This window comes from Romboutsia sp. 1001216sp1 (assembly GCF_039841805.1).
Lineage (GTDB): Bacteria > Bacillota > Clostridia > Peptostreptococcales > Peptostreptococcaceae > Romboutsia_C > Romboutsia_C hominis.
Window position 1 is genome coordinate 157681 of the sequence record NZ_JBDPHA010000002.1, and the last position, 23407, is coordinate 181087.

Annotated in this window: 20 protein-coding genes and 1 riboswitch; of the genes, 18 read left to right on the plus strand and 2 right to left on the minus strand. The window is 26.8% G+C overall.

The genetic code is table 11. The annotated features are described in order from the left end of the window. The first annotated feature begins 37 nt into the window (after positions 1-37). The 16 genes from ABHC41_RS03935 (at position 38) to ABHC41_RS04010 (ending at position 19026) form a co-directional block, all read left to right on the plus strand. On the plus strand, positions 38-1654 hold the full coding sequence (locus ABHC41_RS03935) for a Na/Pi cotransporter family protein (protein WP_092925426.1): 1617 nt from the start codon (positions 38-40) through the stop codon (positions 1652-1654). 138 nt (positions 1655-1792) lie between these two features. Beyond that, entirely contained in the window at positions 1793-2332 is a 540-nt protein-coding gene (locus ABHC41_RS03940; RefSeq protein WP_092925428.1) for a chromate transporter, read from the plus strand. Then, positions 2329-2895, plus strand: a complete 567-nt coding sequence (locus ABHC41_RS03945) for a chromate transporter (RefSeq protein ID WP_207733573.1) — start codon at positions 2329-2331, stop codon at positions 2893-2895. The genes ABHC41_RS03940 and ABHC41_RS03945 overlap by 4 nt, the downstream gene beginning before the upstream one ends. Positions 2896-3124: 229 nt before the next feature. Next, positions 3125-6154: a DNA mismatch repair protein MutS gene (gene mutS, locus ABHC41_RS03950; RefSeq protein WP_271893491.1), complete on the plus strand. Its 3030-nt coding sequence runs from the start codon at positions 3125-3127 to the stop codon at positions 6152-6154. Between the two features lie 41 nt (positions 6155-6195). Next, entirely contained in the window at positions 6196-8316 is a 2121-nt protein-coding gene (mutL, locus tag ABHC41_RS03955) for a DNA mismatch repair endonuclease MutL (protein ID WP_166505557.1), read from the plus strand. A 14-nt stretch (positions 8317-8330) separates the two neighbouring features. Beyond that, positions 8331-9272 (plus strand): tRNA (adenosine(37)-N6)-dimethylallyltransferase MiaA, encoded by a 942-nt coding sequence (gene miaA / locus ABHC41_RS03960; RefSeq protein WP_195238164.1) that lies wholly within the window; start codon positions 8331-8333, stop codon positions 9270-9272. 85 nt (positions 9273-9357) lie between these two features. After that, positions 9358-9600, plus strand: coding sequence for an RNA chaperone Hfq (gene hfq, locus ABHC41_RS03965; protein ID WP_092925437.1), 243 nt, complete (start codon positions 9358-9360; stop codon positions 9598-9600). A gap of 158 nt (positions 9601-9758) precedes the next feature. After that, the gene (locus ABHC41_RS03970; protein WP_092925439.1) at positions 9759-11036 is read left to right on the plus strand and encodes a methionine gamma-lyase family protein; all 1278 of its coding nucleotides are present in this window, start codon (positions 9759-9761) and stop codon (positions 11034-11036) included. 616 nt (positions 11037-11652) lie between these two features. Then, a complete protein-coding gene (locus ABHC41_RS03975; RefSeq protein WP_092925443.1) occupies positions 11653-11850 on the plus strand; it encodes a hypothetical protein in 198 nt (65 codons plus the stop codon). Positions 11851-12006: 156 nt separating this feature from the next. Further along, entirely contained in the window at positions 12007-13776 is a 1770-nt protein-coding gene (locus ABHC41_RS03980; protein ID WP_271893497.1) for a hypothetical protein, read from the plus strand. Between the two features lie 81 nt (positions 13777-13857). Then, entirely contained in the window at positions 13858-14571 is a 714-nt protein-coding gene (locus ABHC41_RS03985) for a DUF434 domain-containing protein (protein ID WP_271893498.1), read from the plus strand. Between the two features lie 120 nt (positions 14572-14691). Continuing rightward, entirely contained in the window at positions 14692-16164 is a 1473-nt protein-coding gene (locus tag ABHC41_RS03990; protein ID WP_195238162.1) for a protein adenylyltransferase SelO, read from the plus strand. Between the two features lie 274 nt (positions 16165-16438). Continuing rightward, on the plus strand, positions 16439-17095 hold the full coding sequence (locus tag ABHC41_RS03995) for a hypothetical protein (RefSeq protein ID WP_195238161.1): 657 nt from the start codon (positions 16439-16441) through the stop codon (positions 17093-17095). 53 nt (positions 17096-17148) lie between these two features. Beyond that, complete coding sequence (locus ABHC41_RS04000) at positions 17149-18165, plus strand: YdcF family protein (RefSeq protein ID WP_195238160.1); 1017 nt, start codon at positions 17149-17151, stop codon at positions 18163-18165. A gap of 70 nt (positions 18166-18235) precedes the next feature. Next, entirely contained in the window at positions 18236-18358 is a 123-nt protein-coding gene (locus ABHC41_RS04005) for a hypothetical protein (RefSeq protein ID WP_271893499.1), read from the plus strand. A gap of 137 nt (positions 18359-18495) precedes the next feature. After that, complete coding sequence (locus ABHC41_RS04010; protein ID WP_242871313.1) at positions 18496-19026, plus strand: transcription repressor NadR; 531 nt, start codon at positions 18496-18498, stop codon at positions 19024-19026. A gap of 99 nt (positions 19027-19125) precedes the next feature. On the opposite strand, the gene ABHC41_RS04015 is transcribed toward ABHC41_RS04010, so the two are convergent. Continuing rightward, positions 19126-20079 carry an L-lactate dehydrogenase gene (locus tag ABHC41_RS04015; RefSeq protein WP_195238159.1) on the minus strand — a complete coding sequence of 318 codons (954 nt, stop codon included), beginning with the start codon at positions 20077-20079 and terminating at the stop codon, positions 19126-19128. Positions 20080-20397: 318 nt separating this feature from the next. Beyond that, on the minus strand, positions 20398-20997 hold the full coding sequence (locus ABHC41_RS04020; protein WP_195238157.1) for a hypothetical protein: 600 nt from the start codon (positions 20995-20997) through the stop codon (positions 20398-20400). A gap of 238 nt (positions 20998-21235) precedes the next feature. On the opposite strand from ABHC41_RS04020, the gene ABHC41_RS04025 reads away from it, so the two are divergent. Both ABHC41_RS04025 and ABHC41_RS04030 read left to right on the plus strand, forming a co-directional pair. Continuing rightward, the gene (locus ABHC41_RS04025) at positions 21236-21793 is read left to right on the plus strand and encodes a hypothetical protein (protein WP_195928612.1); all 558 of its coding nucleotides are present in this window, start codon (positions 21236-21238) and stop codon (positions 21791-21793) included. A 182-nt stretch (positions 21794-21975) separates the two neighbouring features. Continuing rightward, a riboswitch (SAM riboswitch) is annotated at positions 21976-22079 on the plus strand. 56 nt (positions 22080-22135) lie between these two features. Continuing rightward, positions 22136-23407 (plus strand): O-acetylhomoserine aminocarboxypropyltransferase/cysteine synthase family protein, encoded by a 1272-nt coding sequence (locus ABHC41_RS04030; protein WP_271893502.1) that lies wholly within the window; start codon positions 22136-22138, stop codon positions 23405-23407.

Here is a 23407-nt window from a genome sequence, read left to right on the forward strand (position 1 = left end):
AGAAAAATAACCATAATTTTCTGAGGAGGAATAGACAGTGAGCATATTCATAAACCTTATTGGAGGTTTAGGACTTTTCTTATATGGAATGAACTTAATGGGAGAAGGTCTTCAAAAATCTACTGGACCTAAGCTTGAAAAAGCTATCGAACTTTTAACTAGTAATGTAGTAATGGGTGTTTTAGTTGGTGCCGTTGTTACAGGAATTATACAAAGTAGTGGAGCTACTACTGTAATGGTAGTTGGTTTTGTAAATGCAGGTATAATGAGTTTATACCAAGCAATAGGTGTTATAATGGGTGCAAATATAGGTACTACAGTAACAGCTCAGTTAGTATCATTTGATGCAAGTATAATATCATCATTAGCCCTTGGGGTAGGAATTATATTATATATGATAGGATCTAAATCAAAGCCAAATCTAAAAAATATATCAGAAATATTAATAGGTTTTGCTATATTATTTATAGGTATGGAATTTATGAAAGAGGCTGTGGCACCTTTATCTAAAATTGAAGCATTTAGAAATATGCTGCAAGGTCTTGCAAGTCATCCAGTAATAGCTTTACTTGCTGGTTTTGCTATGACAACTTGTTTACAAAGTTCAAGTGCATCAATGGGAATATTAATAGCGTTAGCATCACAAGGATTAATGCCACTTTCTGGAGCATTACCAATATTATACGGAGATAATATAGGAAGTTGTACAACATCTTTAATATCAAGTATAGGAACTAACAAAAATGCAAAAAGAGCTGCAGTTATGCACTTAACATTTAATGTAATAGGAACAATATTATTTATGATAGTACTTAACAAACCAATAAGTATGATAGTTACACATTTAGATCCAACAGATATATCAAGACAAATAGCAAACTCTCATACTTTATTTAATATAATAAATGTAATAATATTATTACCATTTTCTAAGTACATAGTTAAGATAGTGATGAAGCTTATACCTGATAATGGTGATGAAGAATATGATGAAAGAGCAACTAAGTTTTTAGATGAGCGAATGCTAGAAACTCCATCAATAGCATTAGGAAATGTTGTAAAAGAAACCTTAAGAATGGGAAGAAAAGCCAATGAAACATTAGAGTGTTCAATAAAAGCTATTAGAGAAAATTCACAAGAAGATATTCAAAAAACTTTTGATAAAGAAGACATAGTAAATCAATTACAAAAGAAGCTTATAGATTATTTAGTGAAATTATCTAAGAAATCTTTAGATGATAAATTAATAGAGCAAGTTGACTTTTTATTTAATACAGTAAATGATATAGAAAGAGTTAGTGATCATTCTGAAAATATGGCTGAACTAGCACAAGATCTTATAAATTCAAATGCTAATTTATCAAAAGAAGCAAAAGATGAAATAGCATATATTTATGAAAAAGTTACAAAAGTATATACATTATCTCTTCAAGCTATGAAAGAAGATAATAAAGAACTAGCAAAAGAGGTACTAGGCTTAGAAGAAGAAGTTGATTGTATGGAGAAATCATTTAGATCAAGTCACATGGAAAGATTAAATAAAAATCTATGCAAAATAGACTCTGGTATAGTTTACTTAGATTTATTAAGTAATTTAGAAAGAATAGCAGATCATTCAACTAATATAGCTAAAAGAGTTATACATTCAAAATAATTAAAAAAACAACCCTAAAAAATAGGGTTGTTTTTTTATGATTTATATTACTATTTTGTATTAAAAATTTAAGATATAGATTTTTACAATACAAAATAGTAATATATACATATATGGTAGAAATAATAAGGAGACGATATGAAAGAGTTACTTGATTTATTTAAAACTTTTGCAAGGATCGGTGGATTAACATTTGGAGGTGGTTATGCAATGCTTCCTATGTTAGAAAAAGAAATAGTAGATAATAAAAATTGGGTTACAAATGAAGAACTATTAGATTACTACGCAGTAGGGCAAGCTACACCAGGTGTAATAGCAATAAATGTTGCAACATTTGTAGGATATAAAACAAAAGGTATATTAGGAGCAGCTTTTGCTACAATAGGAATGGTATTCCCATCACTAGTTATAATTATATTAATAGCATCAACTCTTAAGAATTTTTCTAATTATAAAATTGTACAGCATGCATTAGGTGGCATAAGGGTAGCAGTAAGTGTTTTGATATTTAATGCAGTTTGTAAGCTGTATAAAAACTCAGTTAAAGATAATATAGGAACTATAATATTTTTATCAACCGTTATACTAGGTGCATTTTTCTATGTTTCTCCTATTTATATAGTAGTAGGGGCGGCAGTATTTGGTATAGCCTTTAAATATAGGAGAGATGAAAAATGATTACATATATACAGTTATTCTTTGAATTTTTTAAAACTGGACTATTTGCAGTAGGTGGTGGACTTGCAACACTCCCGTTTTTAAGTGATATAGCAAGTAAATATAATTGGTTTGATAAATCAATGTTAGCTGACATGGTGGCAGTTAGCCAATCAACACCAGGGCCTATGGGAATAAATATGGCAACATTTGCTGGATATAATGCTAAAGGTATTATAGGTTCTTTAGTTGCAACAACAGGACTTGTACTTCCATCATTTATAATAATAATTATAATAGCTAACTTTTTAAATAAATTTAAAGAAAATACTATAGTTACATCTATATTTTATGGATTAAGACCCGCAGTAACTGGACTTATAGCAGTAGCTTTATTTGAAATATTAAAGTTATCTATAATAACTGTAAGTAATTTTGTTGAAAGTAAAAATATATTATATATATTTGACTACAAAGCTTTAATATTAGCTATAGGTATATTTATATTATCTAGAAAATCTAAAAAACACCCGGCTATATTTATTTTAATAGGAGCAGTAGCCGGAATAATATTAGGGCTTTAAAAGATTAGTCAATTTGACTAATCTTTTTTATGATAAAGCAATAACTGTAGAGTTAAAATAGATTTAATAAAAAAGAACTGACATAAATTTTGCTAGTTCTTTTTTATTATTAACTTAATAACAATTTTCAGTTATGGTATAATAAATAATTAGATTAAAGTTAAAGATTAAATATTTAAACTTACGAAGTCTTAAAATAAACATTAGCATAAAACATAAGGAGGCAAATATGAATATAGACAGAAATAAACTAACTCCTATGATGAAACAATATTTTGAAGTTAAAGATAGATATCCTGATTGTATATTGTTTTTTAGATTAGGAGATTTTTATGAAATGTTCTTTGAAGATGCAATAGTTGCTTCAAAAACACTTGAAATTGCACTAACAGGAAAATCTTGCGGATTAGAAGAAAGAGCACCAATGTGTGGGGTACCTTTCCATTCTGCAAATGCATATATATCAAAGTTAGTAGAAAATGGATATAAAGTAGCTATAGGTGAGCAATTAGAAGACCCAGCTAGCGTCAAGGGAATAGTTAAAAGAGATGTTATAAGAGTAGTAACGCCAGGGACAGTACTTGATGGAAGCTTACTTGAAAATAAGAAAAATAACTACTTAATGAGTTTATATAAAAACAATGATAATATAGGTCTTACTTATGTTGATATAAGTACAGGTGAAGTAAATGCCACTTTCTTAAAAGAAGAGAAAGTTATAGAAGAAATAGCAAAAGTTCACCCAACTGAAATTATATTAAATGATTTAGATTTTATAGAGAAACTAAAAAACATAGCAACAGTTAGTAATATATATATAAATGAAAACTTTGATAATAACTACCTAGATGCTGAAATACTTAAAGAATACTTCACAGAGGCATACCTTCAAAGATTAAACTTTGATGATAATGGACTTATAAAGTCTTCTTTATCAATATTACTTAACTATATATACAACACTCAAAAGCAAGTAACATCAAATATTAATAATATAAACATATATAATAGTAGTGAATATATGGTATTAGACATGTTTACAAGAGTAAACTTAGAACTTACTCAAACTATAAGAGCAAATAAGAAAAAAGGTTCACTTTTACATGTATTAGACAAAACATCTACTGCTATGGGAGGGAGACTTCTTAGAAAATATGTAGAAGAACCATTAGTTAATAAAGAGCGTATAAAGAGAAGACTTGATGTTATAGAAGAAATCAAAGAAGATTTTATGTTAAGAGAAGATTTAAATGAAATACTTAAAACTGTATACGATATAGAAAGAATATGTGGGAAAATTGCCTTTGAAAGAGTTACTCCAAAGGAACTAATACACCTTAAAAATTCTATAGAAAATCTTCCAAAGCTTAGAGAAACTATAAATGATTCTAGTGCAAGTATACTTAAAAAATATATAGCTAATATGGATATATTAGATGATATATATAACCTTATAGAAGAAGCTATAAAAGAAGACCCAGGTATAAATTTAAAAGAAGGAAACATAATAAAATCTGAGTTTAATGATGAATTAAAAGAGCTTCGTGATATATCTAAAAATGGAGCATTTTTAATAAAAGAAATTGAAAATAGAGAAAAAGAAAAGCTTGGTGTTAAATCACTTAAAATTGGATTTAACAAGGTATTTGGATATTTTATAGAAATAACTAAAGCTAGCTTAGCTACTGCTAATATAGATGAGAGCTATATAAGAAAGCAAACTTTAAGTAATGCAGAAAGATTTATAACTCCAGAACTTAAAGAAATAGAAGATAAGATATTAAATGCTGAAGAAAAGATAAAGTCTTTAGAGTATGAGATATTTGTAAATATAAGAAATAACATATATGAAAATATAGATAGAATACAAAAAACTGCTAAAACAATAGCAAATATAGACGTATTTGTGTCACTTGCTACTGTGGCATATATTAACAACTACGTTAAGCCAACTATAAGTGACAACAATAAACTAGATATAAAAAATGGTCGTCACCCTGTAGTTGAAAACTTAGTAGGAGAAGAAAACTTCGTACCAAATGATACTTATTTAAATACTGGTGAAAATATAATAAATATAATAACAGGGCCAAATATGGCAGGTAAGTCTACATATATGAGACAAACTGCAATAATAGCTTTAATGGCACATATTGGTTCATTTGTACCAGCAGAGTTTGCTGAAATTCCTATAATGGATAGAATATTTACTAGAGTTGGTGCTAGTGATGATTTAAGTCAAGGGCAATCTACATTTATGGTAGAAATGAGTGAAGTATCTCATATACTTAAAAATGCTACAGAAAAAAGTTTAGTTATACTTGATGAAATAGGAAGAGGAACAAGTACTTATGACGGTATAAGTTTAGCTTGGTCAATAGTTGAATACATTCAAAATAATATAAAATGTAAAACACTATTTGCAACACATTATCATGAATTAACAGATTTAGAAAATGAGTTTAGTGATGTCAAGAATTATTCTATAGCTGTTAAAGAAGATAATGACAATATAATATTTTTAAGAAAAATAGTACCACAAGGCGCTGATAAGAGTTATGGGATATATGTTGCTGAACTTGCAAAGTTACCAGATTTAGTTATAGCTAGAGCTAAAGAAATACTTAGTGATTTAGAAAAAAATCATATGTATGAAAGTGTAACTATAAACAATGAAAAGAATTTAGTTTTAAGTGATAGTATTGATATAGGTAGATTAGAAGACAAATACAATATATTAAAGTATAAATATGAAGAGCTAAATAGGGACTATATATCTTTACAAAATAGTTATAATAATCTAGATAAAGAAAACGAAGAATTAAATAGAAAAATAAATAGTAGTAACATGATAAAAGAAGTTGCAATATCTCAAGAATTAGAGGATGCTTTAAGTAAAGCAGAGGTTAATATAGATTCTTCAAAAGAGTTAGAACTTGAATCATTAAGAACTGAGGTAAATAAATTAGAAGACGAATATAATATATTAAAGTATAAATATGAAGAGTTAGATAGAGACCATATATCTTTACAAAATAGTTATAATAATCTAGATAAGGAAAATGAAGAATTAAATAGAAAAATAAATAGTAATAACAGGGTAAAAGAAGTTGCAATATCTCAGGTATCATTTGATAATCTGGGGCAAACATCTTTACTAGATGAAATAGCAAATATAGACATATTAAATATGACTCCACTAGATGCTATGAATACTATATATATGCTCCAACGAAAAGCTAAGGATTCACTTAAATAATTACCTTACTAAACTAAAGGTTTGATAAGGGAGGAATAAATATGAATAGAATTAACATCTTAGACGATTTAACTATAAATAAAATAGCAGCAGGAGAAGTGGTTGAAAGACCATCTTCTGTTGTTAAGGAATTAGTTGAAAATAGTATAGATGCAGGAAGTACTAAAGTAATAGTTGAGATTATTGACGGTGGTAAAAAGTTAATAAGAATAACTGATAATGGTTGTGGTATAGCCTCTAGTGAAGTTGATAAGTCATTTTTAAGACATGCAACAAGCAAAATTGAGAAAATTGATGATTTATATGACTTATATTCCCTAGGTTTTAGAGGAGAGGCACTAGCATCTATAAGTGCGGTAAGTAAGCTTGAAATGATAACAAAAACTAAGGAAGAATCAATAGGAACCAAGGTTATAGTTGAGGGTGGAAAGATTATATCTAAGGAACCAGTAGGATGTTCTAATGGAACTACTATCATAATAAAAGATATATTCTTTAATACTCCAGCTAGACAAAAGTTCTTAAAATCAAATCATGCTGAAACTATAAATATAAGTGATTTAATAAACAAATTAGCTATAGGAAATCCTAATATTCAATTTAAATATATAAATAACAACAAACCTATGTTAAATACACCTGGAGATAATAGATTAATTAGCGCCATAAGAAGTATATATGGAAAAGATGTATGTGAAAATTTAGTTAAGCTTAAATATAAAAGTGATAACTTTGAAATAAAAGGTTATGTTGGAGATAATAATGTGTATCGTTCAAATAAAAACCTTCAGCATATATATATAAACAATAGATTTGTTAAAAGTAAAATTATATTAGATGCTATAAATGAAGCTTATAAAGGTATAATACCTATAAATAAACATGCTGTATGCTTTTTAGATATAAAAATTAATCCAGGTAGTATAGATGTTAATATACATCCAACAAAACTTGAGGTAAAGTTTGAAAATGAAAAAGAAGTATATATAGAACTTAGAGATTTAATAAGAAGAACATTACTTAACAATCATTTAATAGGAAAATATGAAGCTAGCGATAGTATAAATAATTTAGACAAAATTAATGCAGTAGATAATAAAAGTAGTATACTAAATAAAAAAGAAGGCAAAGTTAATTTAGATGATATAGCTATGGATAAGATAGAGGTAGTAGAATTAGACAGTCAAAAACCTATAGATAATTTTTTAGGATTAGATGATGTATTAAAAAGTAAAACATCAAACGACAAAAATATAAATGTTTCACATGAAAACAAAAATATTTTATACAACGAAGAAAGTACTAAAGAGGATGTTATAAAAGAAAATACACCTAAAATTTATATAGATGACGATATTAAATTAACTAAGGATTCAAATAATGAATTTTTAATAGAAGGAAAGATAAATTTAGACAAAACATTTTCTATAGAGGAAATAAGTAAGTTAGATGAAGATAAAAATGATAGCTTACAAAAAAGTTTAGAAAACAATATATTAAACACTACTAATATAAATGATTTATCTATAACAAGTGATAGTGAAAGTATTCAAGAAGGATTTTTTAAAGAGGAAAAAAGTAAATTCTCTTTAAGTGAATACAAAGTATTAGGAACTATATTTGATACTTATATAGTAATGTCCAAAGGAAATTCTATGTATTTGCTAGATCAACATGCAGCACATGAAAAGGTCTTATACGAAAGGTATATGGACAAGTTTTATAAAAGTGATATAAGTATGCAAATGTTACTAGATCCAATAATATTAGAGTTATCAAATGTAGATATGCTTCAGGTAGAGAAAAACTTGGAATTATTTATGAAATTTGGGTTTGAAATTGAAATCTTTGGTAATAATCATATAATGATAAGATGTGTACCAACTGTATTTGGAGTCCCTGAAAGTGAGAAATTTATACTACAAATAATAGACAATATAGAAGATATAAATAATAACTATGAACTAAAAGGAGAAAAGTTTGCATCAATGGCTTGTAGATCAGCTATAAAAGCTAATGATAAGATAAAAAATGTAGAAATAAATAGCTTATTTAGTCAGATGGAAGCTTGTGAAAATCCTTTTACTTGTCCTCATGGTAGACCAGTATTAGTAGAGATTTCTAAAAAAGAAATAGAAAAAATGTTCAAAAGAATTATGTAGATAGGAAGGTAATTATGAAAAAGATTCCACTTATAATACTTACAGGACCAACAGCTGTTGGTAAAACAGAATTATCAATAAATTTAGCAAAGTCCTTAGATGCTGATATTATTTCAGCAGATTCTATGCAAATATATGAGTATATGGATATAGGAAGTGCGAAGGTAACTAAAGAGGAAATGAACGGTGTAACTCATTATTTGATAGATGAAGTAAAACCTAACTATGCTTTTTCGGTGTCGGAATTTCAAAGTCGAGCAAACAAATATATAGAAAAAATACATCAAGAAGGTAAAAATATTTTAGTAACTGGTGGTACGGGATTATATCTAAACTCATTAATATACAATATGGATTTTGCAAAATCTGATGCAAACAACGAATTAAGAGATAAATTACAGCAAGAATTAAAAGAAAATGGAATAGATTATATGCATCAAAAACTAAAAGAACTAGATAGTGATGCGGCGGATAGAATACACAAAAATAATACAAAAAGAGTTATAAGAGCATTAGAAGTATGTCTTAGCGGAGAAAAAATGAATGATTTTTCTAATGACTTAAGATTTAATGAAAAATATGAACCGATAATAATAGTTCTAAATAGAGAAAGAGAACATTTATATGAAAGAATAAACAAAAGAGTAGATATAATGATGGATTGTGGACTTATAGATGAGGTTAAAAATCTTTTATCTATGGGATATACTAAGGATATGATATCTATGCAAGGAATTGGTTACAAAGAGATAATAAAGTATTTAGATGGAGAGTACACTCTTGACGAAGCAGTAGAAATTATAAAAAGAGATTCTAGAAGATATGCAAAACGTCAATTAACATGGTTTAGAAGGTATAAAGATGCGAAATGGTTTAATCTAGATGAATATAGTGATAAAAAAGAATTGGAAAAAGAAGTAAATAACTATATTGAAAAAAGATTACAACTTGTATAAAATAGAGTATAGAGGAATAGTATAAAATAAATTAAAATATATTAATCTTTAAAATTTAATTAAGATCTCGGGAGGATATATACAAATGAAAAATGCCGTATTAAATTTACAGGATATGTTTTTAAATAATGCTAGAAAAGATAAAACACCTGTAACTATATTTTTAATGAATGGAGTTCAAGTAAAAGGTTTAGTTAAGGGGTTTGATAGTTATATAATATTATTAGAAGGCGAGAACAAGCAACAAAATATGATATATAAGCATGCGGTATCAACTATAATACCTGCAAGACCTATTAATTTACAGAATCCAAATATGCAAAAATAAACTTAGATAGATAAAAGGCTAACATGTGTTAGCCTTTTTTATTTAATTATAAATAAAAAATATTTTTGAAGATATTAGTGAATTTACTTTTTAATTTGCATTAAAAAATTCAATATGATAAAATTTGATTGTTAAAATAAATAAGACAGGTGGAAAATATGCTAAAGGAAACAAAAGAATTATTACAAAGTTTCTACGGATTAGATGATGAAACATTCAACTTATCTGAAGAAGTTATAAAAGAGATAGAACCAAGATTTGAAGAAATAAAAAAAATAAGAGAATATAATCAATATAAAGTATTAAAAGCAATGCAGGAAGCCAACTTAAGTGATAATCACTTTAACTGGACAACTGGGTATGGATACAATGATATTGGACGTGAAAAAATAGAAGAAATATATGCAAGTGTATTTAATGCAGAAGATGCAATAGTTAGACCTATAATAGTTAATGGAACTCATGCACTAACTCTTTGCTTACAAGGTATAGTTAGACCAGGTGATGAGATATTATCAGTTACTGGGAAACCATATGATACATTAGAAGGTGTAATAGGTATAAGAGAAGAAAAAGGTTCTTTAAAAGAGTTTGGAGTAACTTATAACCAAGTAGATTTCTTAGAAGATGGAAATGTTGACTTAGAAGGAATTAAAGAAAAGGTAAATGATAAAACTAAACTTGTAATGATACAAAGGTCTAAAGGATATTCTTGGAGAAAATCTTTAACAATAGAAGATATAAAAGAGATAATAGATACTGTAAGAAGTGTAAAGCCTGAAGTAATAGTTATGGTTGATAACTGTTATGGGGAATTTATAGAAACTAAAGAGCCAACAGATGTAGGTGCTGATATAATGGCAGGATCACTTATAAAAAATCCAGGTGGTGGACTTGCTCTAACAGGTGGATATATAGTAGGAAGAAAAGACTTAGTAGAACTTATATCATATAGATTAACTTCTCCTGGTATAGGTAAAGAATGTGGATTAACATTTGGTACTAGTAGAACTGTACTTCAAGGATTCTTTATGGCTCCATATGTAGTTAGCCAAGCTGTTATGGGTGCAATATACTGTGCTAGAATGTTTGAAAAGTTAGGATATGAAGTTCTTCCAAAGTATGATGATCCAAGAAGTGATATAATACAAATAGTTAGACTTAAAAATGCTGATGAGGTTATAGCATTCTGTCAAGGAATACAAGCAGCGGCACCAGTTGATTCATATGTTAAGCCAGTACCTTGGGCAATGCCAGGATATGATAGCGATGTTATAATGGCAGCAGGTGCATTTATACAAGGTTCTTCTATAGAATTAAGTGCAGATGCTCCTATAAAGCCTCCATATAATGTATATTTCCAAGGTGGACTTACATTTGACCATTCTAAGATGGGTACATTAAAGGCTATAGAATACATGAAAAAAAATAGTTAATATAAATACTCTATGTTATAGATAATAAGTCTATAATGTAGGGTATTTTTTTAATAAAAAGAAAACTAATATGAATAATATAAAGATATCACTAAGAAACTTAGTTGGATTTATAATGAGGCGAGGAAGTATAGATAATAGATAGTTAGGTTGAGAAAAAGCAATAGAAGGAATTAGAGGGAACAAAAGGGTTAAAAAATTATATGGCGAAAACTATACACCAGAAGTACCTATAAAGCATGCTTTTATATATGAAGGTTTAGACATAATAGTAGAAGGTAGAATAGATGAAAATACAAATCCACTATATTTAGAGCAAGCAAAGAATTATGGATTATATGACTAAGGTACTTCAAGGAGCTAGAAGATGTATAAGAACTAATAGAGATAAATGAGTAATACTTCTCTTAGACAATAGGTATTAGCAAAGAAGGTATCAAAGTTTATTTTCATCTGATTGGAGAGATAATATTAGAGTTAGAAAAAGTGAAGACGTTAAGAATTGTTGTGATAAGTTCTGGAGATAAATAAAGGATATAAAATATAATGATAAGATATATAATTTGTTTTAAGGAATATTAAATTGATACATAGGGGTAAATACTAGAGGTGAAAAATGAAAGAAGAATTAGAAATACTAGAAAAATACCTTAAAAAGAAAAATTTAAAATACAATGAATTTAATGAATTAATAGGAAATTATTTTGTTAAAGAATATGAAGAATTAGATGATGATTACTATTTAATAAAGATAGTAAGACCAAATGGTTTAAAAGGAGAAGTATACACAGATTATATAAAGGTTATAAATTAGTTTTTTTTATCGTAAAATAAGAAAAGGTTAATTACTATTTGAACAAGCATTTATTCACGCTTAAAAATAAGATGAGGATAAACTTATAGTAAACATTTAGAGGTATATAAAAATTGGGTATAATATATAACAAAATATAATTTAGGGCGTGAGCTAATGGCAAAAGAAAGAAGACGTATAATAATAGACTTTGAAGTACTATCTAAAGCAGGGTTTTGGATGTGCTGTATGAAAGATTATAAAACGCAAAAAGAACATATTATAATAAATAATAGAGAAGAACTTTTAAGAGTATTTAACAAAAATAAAGAATCAGTATGGGTAGGATATAATATAAGAGGATACGATCAGTGGATATTAAAGTCAATAATAGCAGGCATAGATCCTTGTGATGTATCGTATAAGCTTGTTGAACGAAAAGTGTCAGGATGGAAAATAGATAGAAACTTACACAAGATACCTTTATATATATTTGAGATAAGTGACAGTTATAGAAGTTTAAAAGAGCTTGAATTATTTATGGGAGAAGATATAAGAGAAAGTAGTGTATCTTTTGATTTAGATAGATATCCAACAAAAAAAGAAATAGATGAGTTAACATCTTATTGTTTACATGATGTAAGAATGACTTATAAAGTATTTGAACAGATTTATTATAAATATGAAGCACAGCTAGGGCTTATAGAATACTTTAATTTAGATAAAGATATGTTTAATAAAACAGAAGCTCAACTAAGTGCATATATACTAGGTGCAAAAAAGCCTAATTACGATAGGAATGATACTAATGAATTTGATATAGTCAATACTTTAAAGCTTAGTAAATATAATCATATAAAAGATTGGTATGAAAATTATAATAATAGAGATTTAAAAAAATATCTAAGAACTAATGTATATGGAATTGAAACTGATTTTGGTTGGGGAGGACTTCACTCTGCTAGAAAAAAATATGAAGGGGAAGACTTTATAGTAAACTCAGATGTAAGCTCTTTTTATCCTTCTATAATGATAGAATATGATTTACTTAGTAGAAATGTAAAAAAACCTTCTAAGTACAAAGAAATAAGGGATACTAGAATTAAATTTAAAAAAGAAAGTAATCCTATAGAAAAATCTCTTAAACTAGTATTAAATAGCACTTATGGTGCCTGTATGGATATTAATAATGAACTTTATGACCCTAGACAAGGAATATCTATATGCGTAAATGGACAACTTTTACTATTAGACCTTATAGAAAAGGTAGAGTTGGAGTTTGGAAGCAGTGCAGAATTTATACAAGGCAATACTGATGGAGTTATGTTTAAGTTTAGTTCTAAGGAAGATGTAGATAAATACTTAGATATTTGTAGCAAATGGTGCAAAAGAACTAGGATGGATTTAGAACATGATTTTATAAAGAAGATTATACAAAAAGATGTTAATAATTATATTTATATAAAAGAGGATGGTAATATTAAAAGTAAAGGTGCTTATGTAAAGAAATTAAGCTTAATAGATAATGATTTACCTATAGTTAATAAAGCTTTAAAAGAAAAATTAATTAATGGTGTAGATATAGAAACTACTATAAATAAATCTAATAAGCTTATAGATTTTCAAAAATGCATTAAGGTAACTGGTAAATATAGTCATGTCGTATATGGAAGTGAAGAGATAAAATTAAAGGTCCTTCGGGTATTTGCCAGTAAGTCGAATTTAGATTTTGCTGTTATGAAAATGAAGCCAGGCAATAAGTTAGAGAAGATAAGTTATACTCCTGATAGAGTATTTATAGATAATAGTAATATTATAAATAAAGATATACCAGATAAGCTTGATAAGGATTGGTATATATCTTTGGCTAAGGATAGACTAGGTAGCTTTGTTAGTGAAGATAAATTTACTTTATTTGATTACTTAGATATATTAAATAAAAAGTAATAAATGATATTTTGATCAACTTACAAAGACATTGGCGACATGAACGAAACGAATTTTATATAATAAGGGGTAAAATATAATATGGCTAAAATATCTAGGCGTGGATTTGATGAAAATGATAAAAGATGGTTTTCTAATAAAGAATTGATGAAACTAAAAAAAGCTAAAGAAGAAGTAGAATGGTTGATAAATAGAGATTATAAAATAGAACCGGTAGTAAATTTTGTTTCAAATAAATATCAATTCTCAATAAGACAAAGGGATGCTATAAAAAGATCTGTATGTTCTTATAAAAAGAAAATGATAAGAGAATCTAAAAAACTTTCAATAGATAAGATAAATGAAGGGTCTATATATATAGATGGGTTCAATTTGATAATAATACTAGAAGTTGCATTATCTAAAGGAACATTAATCATAGGAACTGATGAAAATATTAGGGATCTAGCAGGACTTAGAGGAACTTATAAAATCATAGATAAAACAGAAGAAGCATTAAATTTAATTGGAAGGTTTTTTAATGAATATAATGCTAGCAAAGTTATATTTTATTTAGATTCTACAGTTTCTAATTCTGGCAACTTAAAATATAAAATATTAGATTGTACAAAAAATTGGAGATTTAATACTGATGTTGTATTAGTTAACAATGCAGATATAATACTAGATAAGTTAGATAGAGTAGTTAGTAGCGATGCAGCTATAATTGATAAATGTATAAGTTATTTTAATATAGCAAAAGAGATAATAGATAAGTATATACAAGAAGCAAATATTATAGATCTGAACACATAGATATAAGGTTAATTTATAAATAATAAATAAAAAAGTAGCAAATGAAAATAATATATAAAAATAGAATATATAAAAATTAATATAAGATAAATTAAATATAAAAAATAGATAGGAGAAAAAATGACTAATAAGAACGAAACTAAAAAAATAGGATGGAATTTAGATAATAGCTATATTACTTTACCCAAAACATTTTTTAGTAAGATTGATTTAAATAAAGTAAGTTCACCAAAATTAGTTATTCTAAATTATCCACTAGCAGAATCTTTAGGGCTTAATAGCGATGCTCTTAAAAGTGATGAAGGAGTATCAATACTTGCAGGTAACAAAAAAATAGAAGAAGGCGCTTTTATTGCACAGGCTTATGCAGGACATCAATTTGGGTATTTTACAATGCTGGGAGATGGAAGAGCATTATTAATCGGTGAACAAATAACACCAAGTGGTGAAAGATATGATATTCAACTTAAAGGCTCTGGTAAAACACCATACTCTCGCCGAGGAGATGGGAGGGCAGTACTTGGCCCTATGCTTCGTGAATATATAATAAGTGAAGCTATGTATGGTTTAGGTATTCCAACTACCCGCAGCTTGGCAGTAATTAAAACTGGTGAATCTGTAATTCGAGAAGATATAAAACAAGGAGCAATACTTACTCGTATTGCATCTAGTCATATTAGATTTGGAACATTTGAGTATGCAGCAAATTTTGGAAGTACAAGTGATATTAAGGCTTTAGCAGATTATTCATTAAAAAGACACTTTCCACATATAGCTGATGATGAAGATAAATACATTAATTTACTAAAGGAAGTTATAAAAGTACATGCAAGCTTAGTTAGTAAATGGCAAAGCGTTGGATTTATACATGGTGTTATGAACACTGATAATATGACTATTAGTGGAGAAACTATTGACTATGGTCCTTGTGCATTTATGGACACATATAACCCTAATACTGTATTTAGTTCTATAGATACTCAGGGTCGTTATGCATATAAAAATCAACCAATTATGGCCGAGTGGAATTTATGTAGACTTGCAGAAGCATTATTACCATTATTACATGAAGATCAAAAAGAAGCTATAAAAATAGCTCAAGATGCTGTTTCTGAATTTTCAAATTTATATTATATAAATTGGCTATCAATAATGAGATCAAAGCTTGGAATATTTAATAAAGAGGAACAAGATAAAGCTATAATTGAAGATTTACTTAGTATTATGGAAAAGTATAATGAAGATTATACTAACACTTTTATAGAGCTAACATTTAATAAAAATAGCAAAAAAGGTATGTTTAGTAGTGAAGAATTTAAAAATTGGTATAATATTTGGAAGGAAAGACTCAAGAGACAGTCTAGTTCAGAAGAGGAAATACTTAAATTAATGAAGAAATCTAATCCAGCAGTAATTCCAAGAAATTATAGAGTAGAAGAAGCTTTAGAAGCTGCTGATAAAGGCAACTTTGAAGTTATGATAAATCTTATCAATGCTATTTCAAAACCATATGAGCATTCAAAAGAGCAAGAAGAGTATTCAAAGTTACCTAAACCATCGAACTGCTCTTATAGAACTTATTGTGGAACATAAAAAATTAATAAAAATGAGAGAGGCTTTTATATAAAAGCCTCTTTTTAAACTTAAGAAAATTATGATACTTCAAAAATTGTGGGCGACATAAAGTGTTTCACTGACACGTCGCTTAGGCGAAGTAAATTTTTTATTACTAATATATTGAATTAGCTAAAATATTATTAATAATCTTACCTTACAAATTTGTAATCTTTATGAAAGATAAATCGATATGTAGATTATAGGTTTTATAATAATATAATCATATATAAAAATAAAAGGAGAATTATTTATGAAGCTTAGCAAAAGAATAATAGTAGGATTAATTTCAGCTGCAGTAATTTTAATAGGAGGGAAATTTGTATATGATAATTTTATAGACGATGATTTTACTTATCCATTAACTTATATATCAATAGAAGGAAATAAAAGAGAAAAAGATCAAATTGATACAATAGAGAAAAGCTTAGAAAGTAATAAATGTAAATTTGAAGAAATAAACTTTGAAATGCTTAAAGTTGATGATAAGAATAATATGGTTATTAAAGAGTCTGAATATAATAAATTAGCCAATAAATTAGATTTAGAGAAGGTAAAGGTAAATGATAAAGAAGCTGCAATAATACCAAGATATGATGGTATAAAAAACTTTAAGTATATGAATGAGTTAAAAGAATTAACTAATTATAAAGTAGAAAATAACAATTTAAAAGTAGTAGGTGTAGTAGATAAAAAAATATTAATTACAGGTCTATTCAAAAGTCAAATTATTATAAGTGATAATTTGTATAATAAATTAGAAAAAGACAGTGAAAATAAGATAGTTACAGTTAAAGGATATGAATTTAAAGAAAATTCAAAGTCAGATAAAGCTATATTGCAGATAAAAGAGAATAAATCATTCTCAAATAATAATGAAAATGATTTATTCTATCTTTTTTCTAAATAAATAGTAAAATTTAGAAAAAGATAAAAAATTATCTTTGTTAAGAAAGGATGAATATGAATACCTTATTGTTTACTAGTATAATCATAATTTTAGCAGGTACAATTTTATTTATAGTAGAAAAAAGAAGCTTTCTAACAGGGCTTATATTAATAATTGGATTTTTAGGAATAACTTTTTATACATTAGCAACTTTATCAGATAAAAGTAATATTGCTAACACTTTAATACTTTTAATAGTCTATGGGTTAATACCTATATTAGTAGTAATATGTGCATTTTTATTTATTAAAAATGGAAGAAGTATGATAAAAAAAGAGGGAAAAAAGTTAGCAAATCTTCTTTCGTTAATTATAGGTATATATATATTTATTATGATATTTCTTAGTTACGTATTGATATATCATGGTAATAAATTAAATATGTTTACTTATATGGTTATTATATCAATAATCGTAATGTCAGTATATTTAGGATTTATGTTTATAAGCTATTTAATTTATTCATATATATACCAAGTGATACCAGTAAGAAAGAATATAAATTATATAATAGTTCTTGGTTCTGGATTGATTGGAGATAGAGTACCACCTCTTTTAAAAAGTAGATTAGATAAAGGAATTGATATATATAAAGATCAAAAAGACAGAGGGAATTTACCTAAGATAATTGTATCTGGAGGTCAAGGTCCAGATGAGTTAGTTTCAGAAGCATATGCTATGAAAAAATACTTAATATCACAAGGTATAAATAATGAAGATATTATTGCTGAGGATAAATCCACAACAACGTATGAGAACATGAAGTTTTCTAAGGCAATTATGGATAAATCAGGTAATTATAAATGTATTTTTGTAACTAATAATTATCATGTATTCCGTGCATCAATATTTGCTCGTAAGGTTGGATTAAAGGCAAATGGTGTAGGAGCTCCTACAGCTTTTTATTTTCTCCCAAGCGCGCTGATTCGAGAGTTTATAGCTATATTGTTCATATATAAATGGTTAAATATCATTATTATACTTTTATATTTAGTCTTAGTTATTAATTCATTATTACCAATCAATTTTTAGTTTTAAATAACATCAATAATCTATTTATTGAATAAGTATAAGTATATATAAATAGATGGAGGGACTACATATGAAGGTAAATTTACCACAATCTGCAATAGATTTATTAAAAAGTATAATAGAAAAAAATAAAGATAAACCGAGCACAATAAGAATATATTTTGCAGGATTTGGATGCAGTGGGTGTAATTAATATTATCAAATTTATATATTAAATAGGAAAATATATATTTATAATTATGGACTAAATGCAAGTTTAATATAGATATTTTATACTATTTTCATATAGATAAGCAACCTTTATTAAGATATAATAAAAATAACATGTATATGAAAAGAGGTATTAAAATGACAGGTTCAGATAGAAGAGATAAGATATTAAATCTACTAAAAAATAAAAATAAAGCTGTGAGTGGATCAAAACTATCAAGTGAACTTAATGTAAGTAGACAAGTTATAGTAGGAGATGTTGCTCTTCTTAGAGCTAGTGGCATCCATATTATATCTACTCCAAGAGGATATATATTAAATGATAATAAAGAAGACAATTATATAATAAAAACTATAGCTTGCAAGCATGATAAAGAAGATATAGAAGATGAATTAAATACTATAGTTGATGAAGGTGGTATAGTTGAAGATGTAATAGTAGAACATAGTATATATGGTCAAATTATTGGCAATTTACACTTAGAATGTAGAAGAGATGTAAAAGAATTTATAGAAAAGTTAAATTCAAAAGAAACAAGTCCTCTATCTCATTTAACAGATGGCGTACATCTTCATACGATAAAGTGCAAAGATGAAAAAACTTATAAGCAAGTTATAACCTCTTTAACTGAAAAAGGGTATTTATATTAGTCTAAATTGTATTTTATAAATAAGACAAAACTATATAATTTTAATAAAAAGTAAGGAGGAACGATTCGTTCCTCCTTACTTTTTATTAAGATATATAAATTAATATCCAATGCTTTTTAAATATTGTTTTAGTATATTATTTGAATGTTTAAACTTAGTCTTCTCTTCTTCAGTCATATCAATTTCTATAACTTTTTCAGCTCCATTTATACCTATTATAGTTGGGACTCCTGTATACACATCTGTCTCTCCATATTCACCTTCAAGTAAAGCTGAAACTGGTAAAATTCTTCTTTCATTACTAAATATTGATTTTATGATTCCAACAACTGCTGAAGCTATACCATAGTAAGTAGTACCTTTTCTATTATATACTTCCCAACCAGCTTTAGCAGTTTTTTCTACTAAATAATCTAAATCTATTTCTTTTTTTAGTTTTTCATTTTCTTCAATTAGGGTTAGAAGAGGTTTACCTGCAATGCTAACATTTGACCAAGGAACTATCTGAGAATCTCCATGTTCACCCATAGAATATGCATGTATAGATCTTGTGTCTACGTCATCTAAATATTTAGATAAGAAGTTTTTTAATCTTGATGAATCTATGGTAGTTCCTGTTCCTATTATTCTGTTTTTAGGAAGTCCAGATAACTTCCATATATGATATGAAATTATATCAACTGGATTTGAAGCAACTACAAAGAAACCATCAAATCCTGATTTCATTATTTCCTTAATTACTGAGTTACATATAGAAGCACTAACTTCTAAAGTATCAAGTCTAGATTGACCTTGTTTAGGTGCTGGTCCTGCAGTAAATATAACAATATCAGCATCACTACAATCTGCAAATGTTGCTTGTCTTATTTTAGTTCTTTGAGACATAAATTCTACTCCGTGAGTTAAATCCCAAGCTTCGCCTTTAGCTTTTTCTTCATTTATATCAATCATTAAAAGTTCATCACATACACATTGATTAACTAGTGCAAATCCACAGCTAGACCCAACTAGTCCCGTACCTACTATTGCTATTTTTCTTAATTTTAAACACATAAGTCATCCTCCTAAAGTTGTCTTTTGTAAAGTGTTTTGAAATGAATTTATTTGTATGGCTTAAGAAATAAGATAAGTAACCTATAAATTTTATTAGTTAAGTCTATATTGGTTATAAAATTATTATTATATATTTATTTTATAAAAAATTATAAATTGATGTATTTGGCATTATTATACTGCTTAATCTTTATAAAGTAAAGAATGAATTGGTAGTAAAAGAATAGAAAATCCTTAGATTATATAAAATTAAAGTAGCTTTTGTGCTATATTTTACTTAAAAATTTGATTATAGATTCATATATAGATAGCTAGTATTTAAAATAAAGTTATTATACAATATATAACTAGTAAAAGTGATGTTATATAGTTAGCAATTTTAACATTAAATTTAAAGTAAGATAAGTATGTTATTAACTTTGGTTTTAAGTATTTATTAAATATTGAATATATAAAAATAAGTGAAAATCCACTCAGAGTATATGAAGAAATATTATGTATAAATTGTGGTAAATGAAATATATTAACTGTGATAACAAGCATAAGCAAAGTAAATGTAGTTGAGAGTATATTAGAGTATTCTTCAGGTTTTAATATATATTCATTAAAATAGTTTTTATCATCAAAATTTATAATTTCACTTAATATCTTGTCTATTGATATAAAATCGTAGTCATTGGTATAAACTCCAACATCAACTAAGTAAAGTGTTATTTCTTCATATCTATGAATGATTTTTTCTTCAAAAATTTTTCTTATCTTAAATATGTCTTTTTCTAATACGTTATATATTTCAGTTTTTATTATATCCTCAATATCCCTATTAGAATCTAATCTAGTTTTTATATAAAAGCTTCCATCACAAAGTAAAAACTTATCATTTTGATTTCTTATGATTATTCCAATATATTCATTCATAATATCACCACTCATTGAAAATTTATGTAAATTATAGCATATTAGTTGATATTATCAATATTAAAAAATTATAAATATGAATAAATTAATTTTATATATGTAAGCAAGCTTAAATGAATAAACATAAAAAAGTATTTGACAATTATAAATTTAGTCACTAAACTGTAAATATATATGTAAAGACACATGTAATATGAATTAAATATACTAAATTAAAAAATATATTTGGAGGAGAGATATGAGAACTAAAAATATTGTATTATCAGCACTTTTATGTGCAATGGGAATTATTATACCAATGTTTTCACCAATTAAAATAATATTAGAACCGGCATCTTTTACATTAGCTAGTCATATACCAATATTTATAGCTATGTTTATATCATCAAAGACTGCTCTATTTGTAACACTTGGAACTACAATAGGTTTTTTATTTGGTGGTTTCCCATTACCAATTGTAATTAGAGCACTAAGTCATTTATTATTTGTTAGTATTGGGTGTATTTACTTAAACAAAAATAGGGATCTTATAAAGAGTATAAAAAGTTCTTTAGGATATTCATTTGTTATAGGATTAATTCATGCTATTGGAGAAGTTTTAGTAATTATACCTTTTTATTTTTCATCAAACCTTTCGGAAGGATTTTATAATCAAGGTTTTTTAGTATCTGTTATAGGATTAATAGGAGTTGGAACTATAATACATAGTATGTTAGATTTCTCTTTAGCAGTTTATGTATGGAATATTCTACCTAAAGAGGTTAGAAATAAATATGTAGTAAAAGCTCAAAACTAGACAAAATTTTATAGAATATAGTAATTTGGAATAATCAATAATTAAGCAAAAATGATAAGTTATAGTATAAAATATTTTATGAACATATACATATAAATATATATATAAATTAATTTATTAAATTATAATTTCGATAATTATAATATATAATACTTATTAAATAATAAAAATAAATAGAAAGTCTTTTATTAAGAATGGTGGAGGGACTGGCCCTATGAAGCCTGGCAACAGCTAACTTAGTTAGAATTGTGCTAAATCCTGCAGGAGTTTTCCTGAGAGATAAAAGGCATATTGATTTGTTGCGTTAATAAAAGGCTTCCTAGATAAAAGGGGGCTTTTTTTATGAAAAATTATAACAAGGAAACTTTATGTGTAAGAGGGGGATATAAACCAAATGTTGGGGAGCCTATGGTGTATCCTTTGGTTCAAAGTACAACCTTCAAATATGAAGATCCAGACTTAGTGGCAGATATATTTGATTTAAAAGCAGATGGCCATATGTATAGTAGAATAAGCAATCCAACAGTAGCAAATTTTGAAGAAAAAATAGCATATCTTGAAGGTGGCGTCGGAGCAGTTGCAGTTAGTTCAGGACAATCGGCGGTGCTTTTAGCTATTTTAAATATATGCAAAAGTGGAGACAATATAATATCAGTATCATCACTATATGGTGGAACTTATAATTTATTTAATATAACTCTTAGAAGTTTTGGAATAGAAACAAAATTTGTATCCAATAATGATGATAAAGAATATATACTATCCTTAGTAGATGAAAATACTAAAGCTATATATGGAGAAACTATAGGAAATCCAGGACTAGATATATTAGATTTTAAGAAATTAAGTGAAATAGCTAAAAAGGGGGATATTCCTTTTATAGTTGACAATACAGTAGCAAGCCCGTATTTATGTAATCCTATAAATTTTGGTGCAAATATAGTTATACATTCTACATCAAAATATATAGATGGTCATGCAGTGGCACTTGGAGGAATAGTTGTTGATTGTGGTAATTTTAATTGGGATAATGGGAAATATCCATTATTAAGTGATGGAGATGTTAGTTGTCATGATATTAAATATGTTGAGGAATTTAGGGAAAGTGCTTATATAACAAAGTTAAGAGCATCACTGCTTAGAGATTTAGGTAGCACAATGAGCCCTTTTAATGCATTTTTAAGTAATCTAGGAGTGGAAACACTTCATCTTAGAATGAAAAAACATAGTAAAAATACTTTAGTATTAGCAAAGTATTTAGAAAATCATGAAAAAGTAAGCTGGGTAAACTATCCATACTTAGAAAGTAGAGAAGATTATAAGAAAGTAAAAACTTACTTAAAAGGTGGAAGTGGAATATTAACATTTGGTATAAAAGGTGGAATAAATGAAGCTAAGACTTTTATAAAATCTTTAAAATTAGTAGATTTGGCAATACATCTTGGATTTAATAAAACATCAGTACTTCATCCTGCTAGTACTACTCATAGCCAGTTGTCTGATGAAGATAAGATAAAGTGTGGAGTTAGTTTAGAGATGATTAGAGTATCTGTTGGAATAGAAAATATAGATGACTTAATAAATTACTTTGATAGAGCACTTAAGGAAATATAA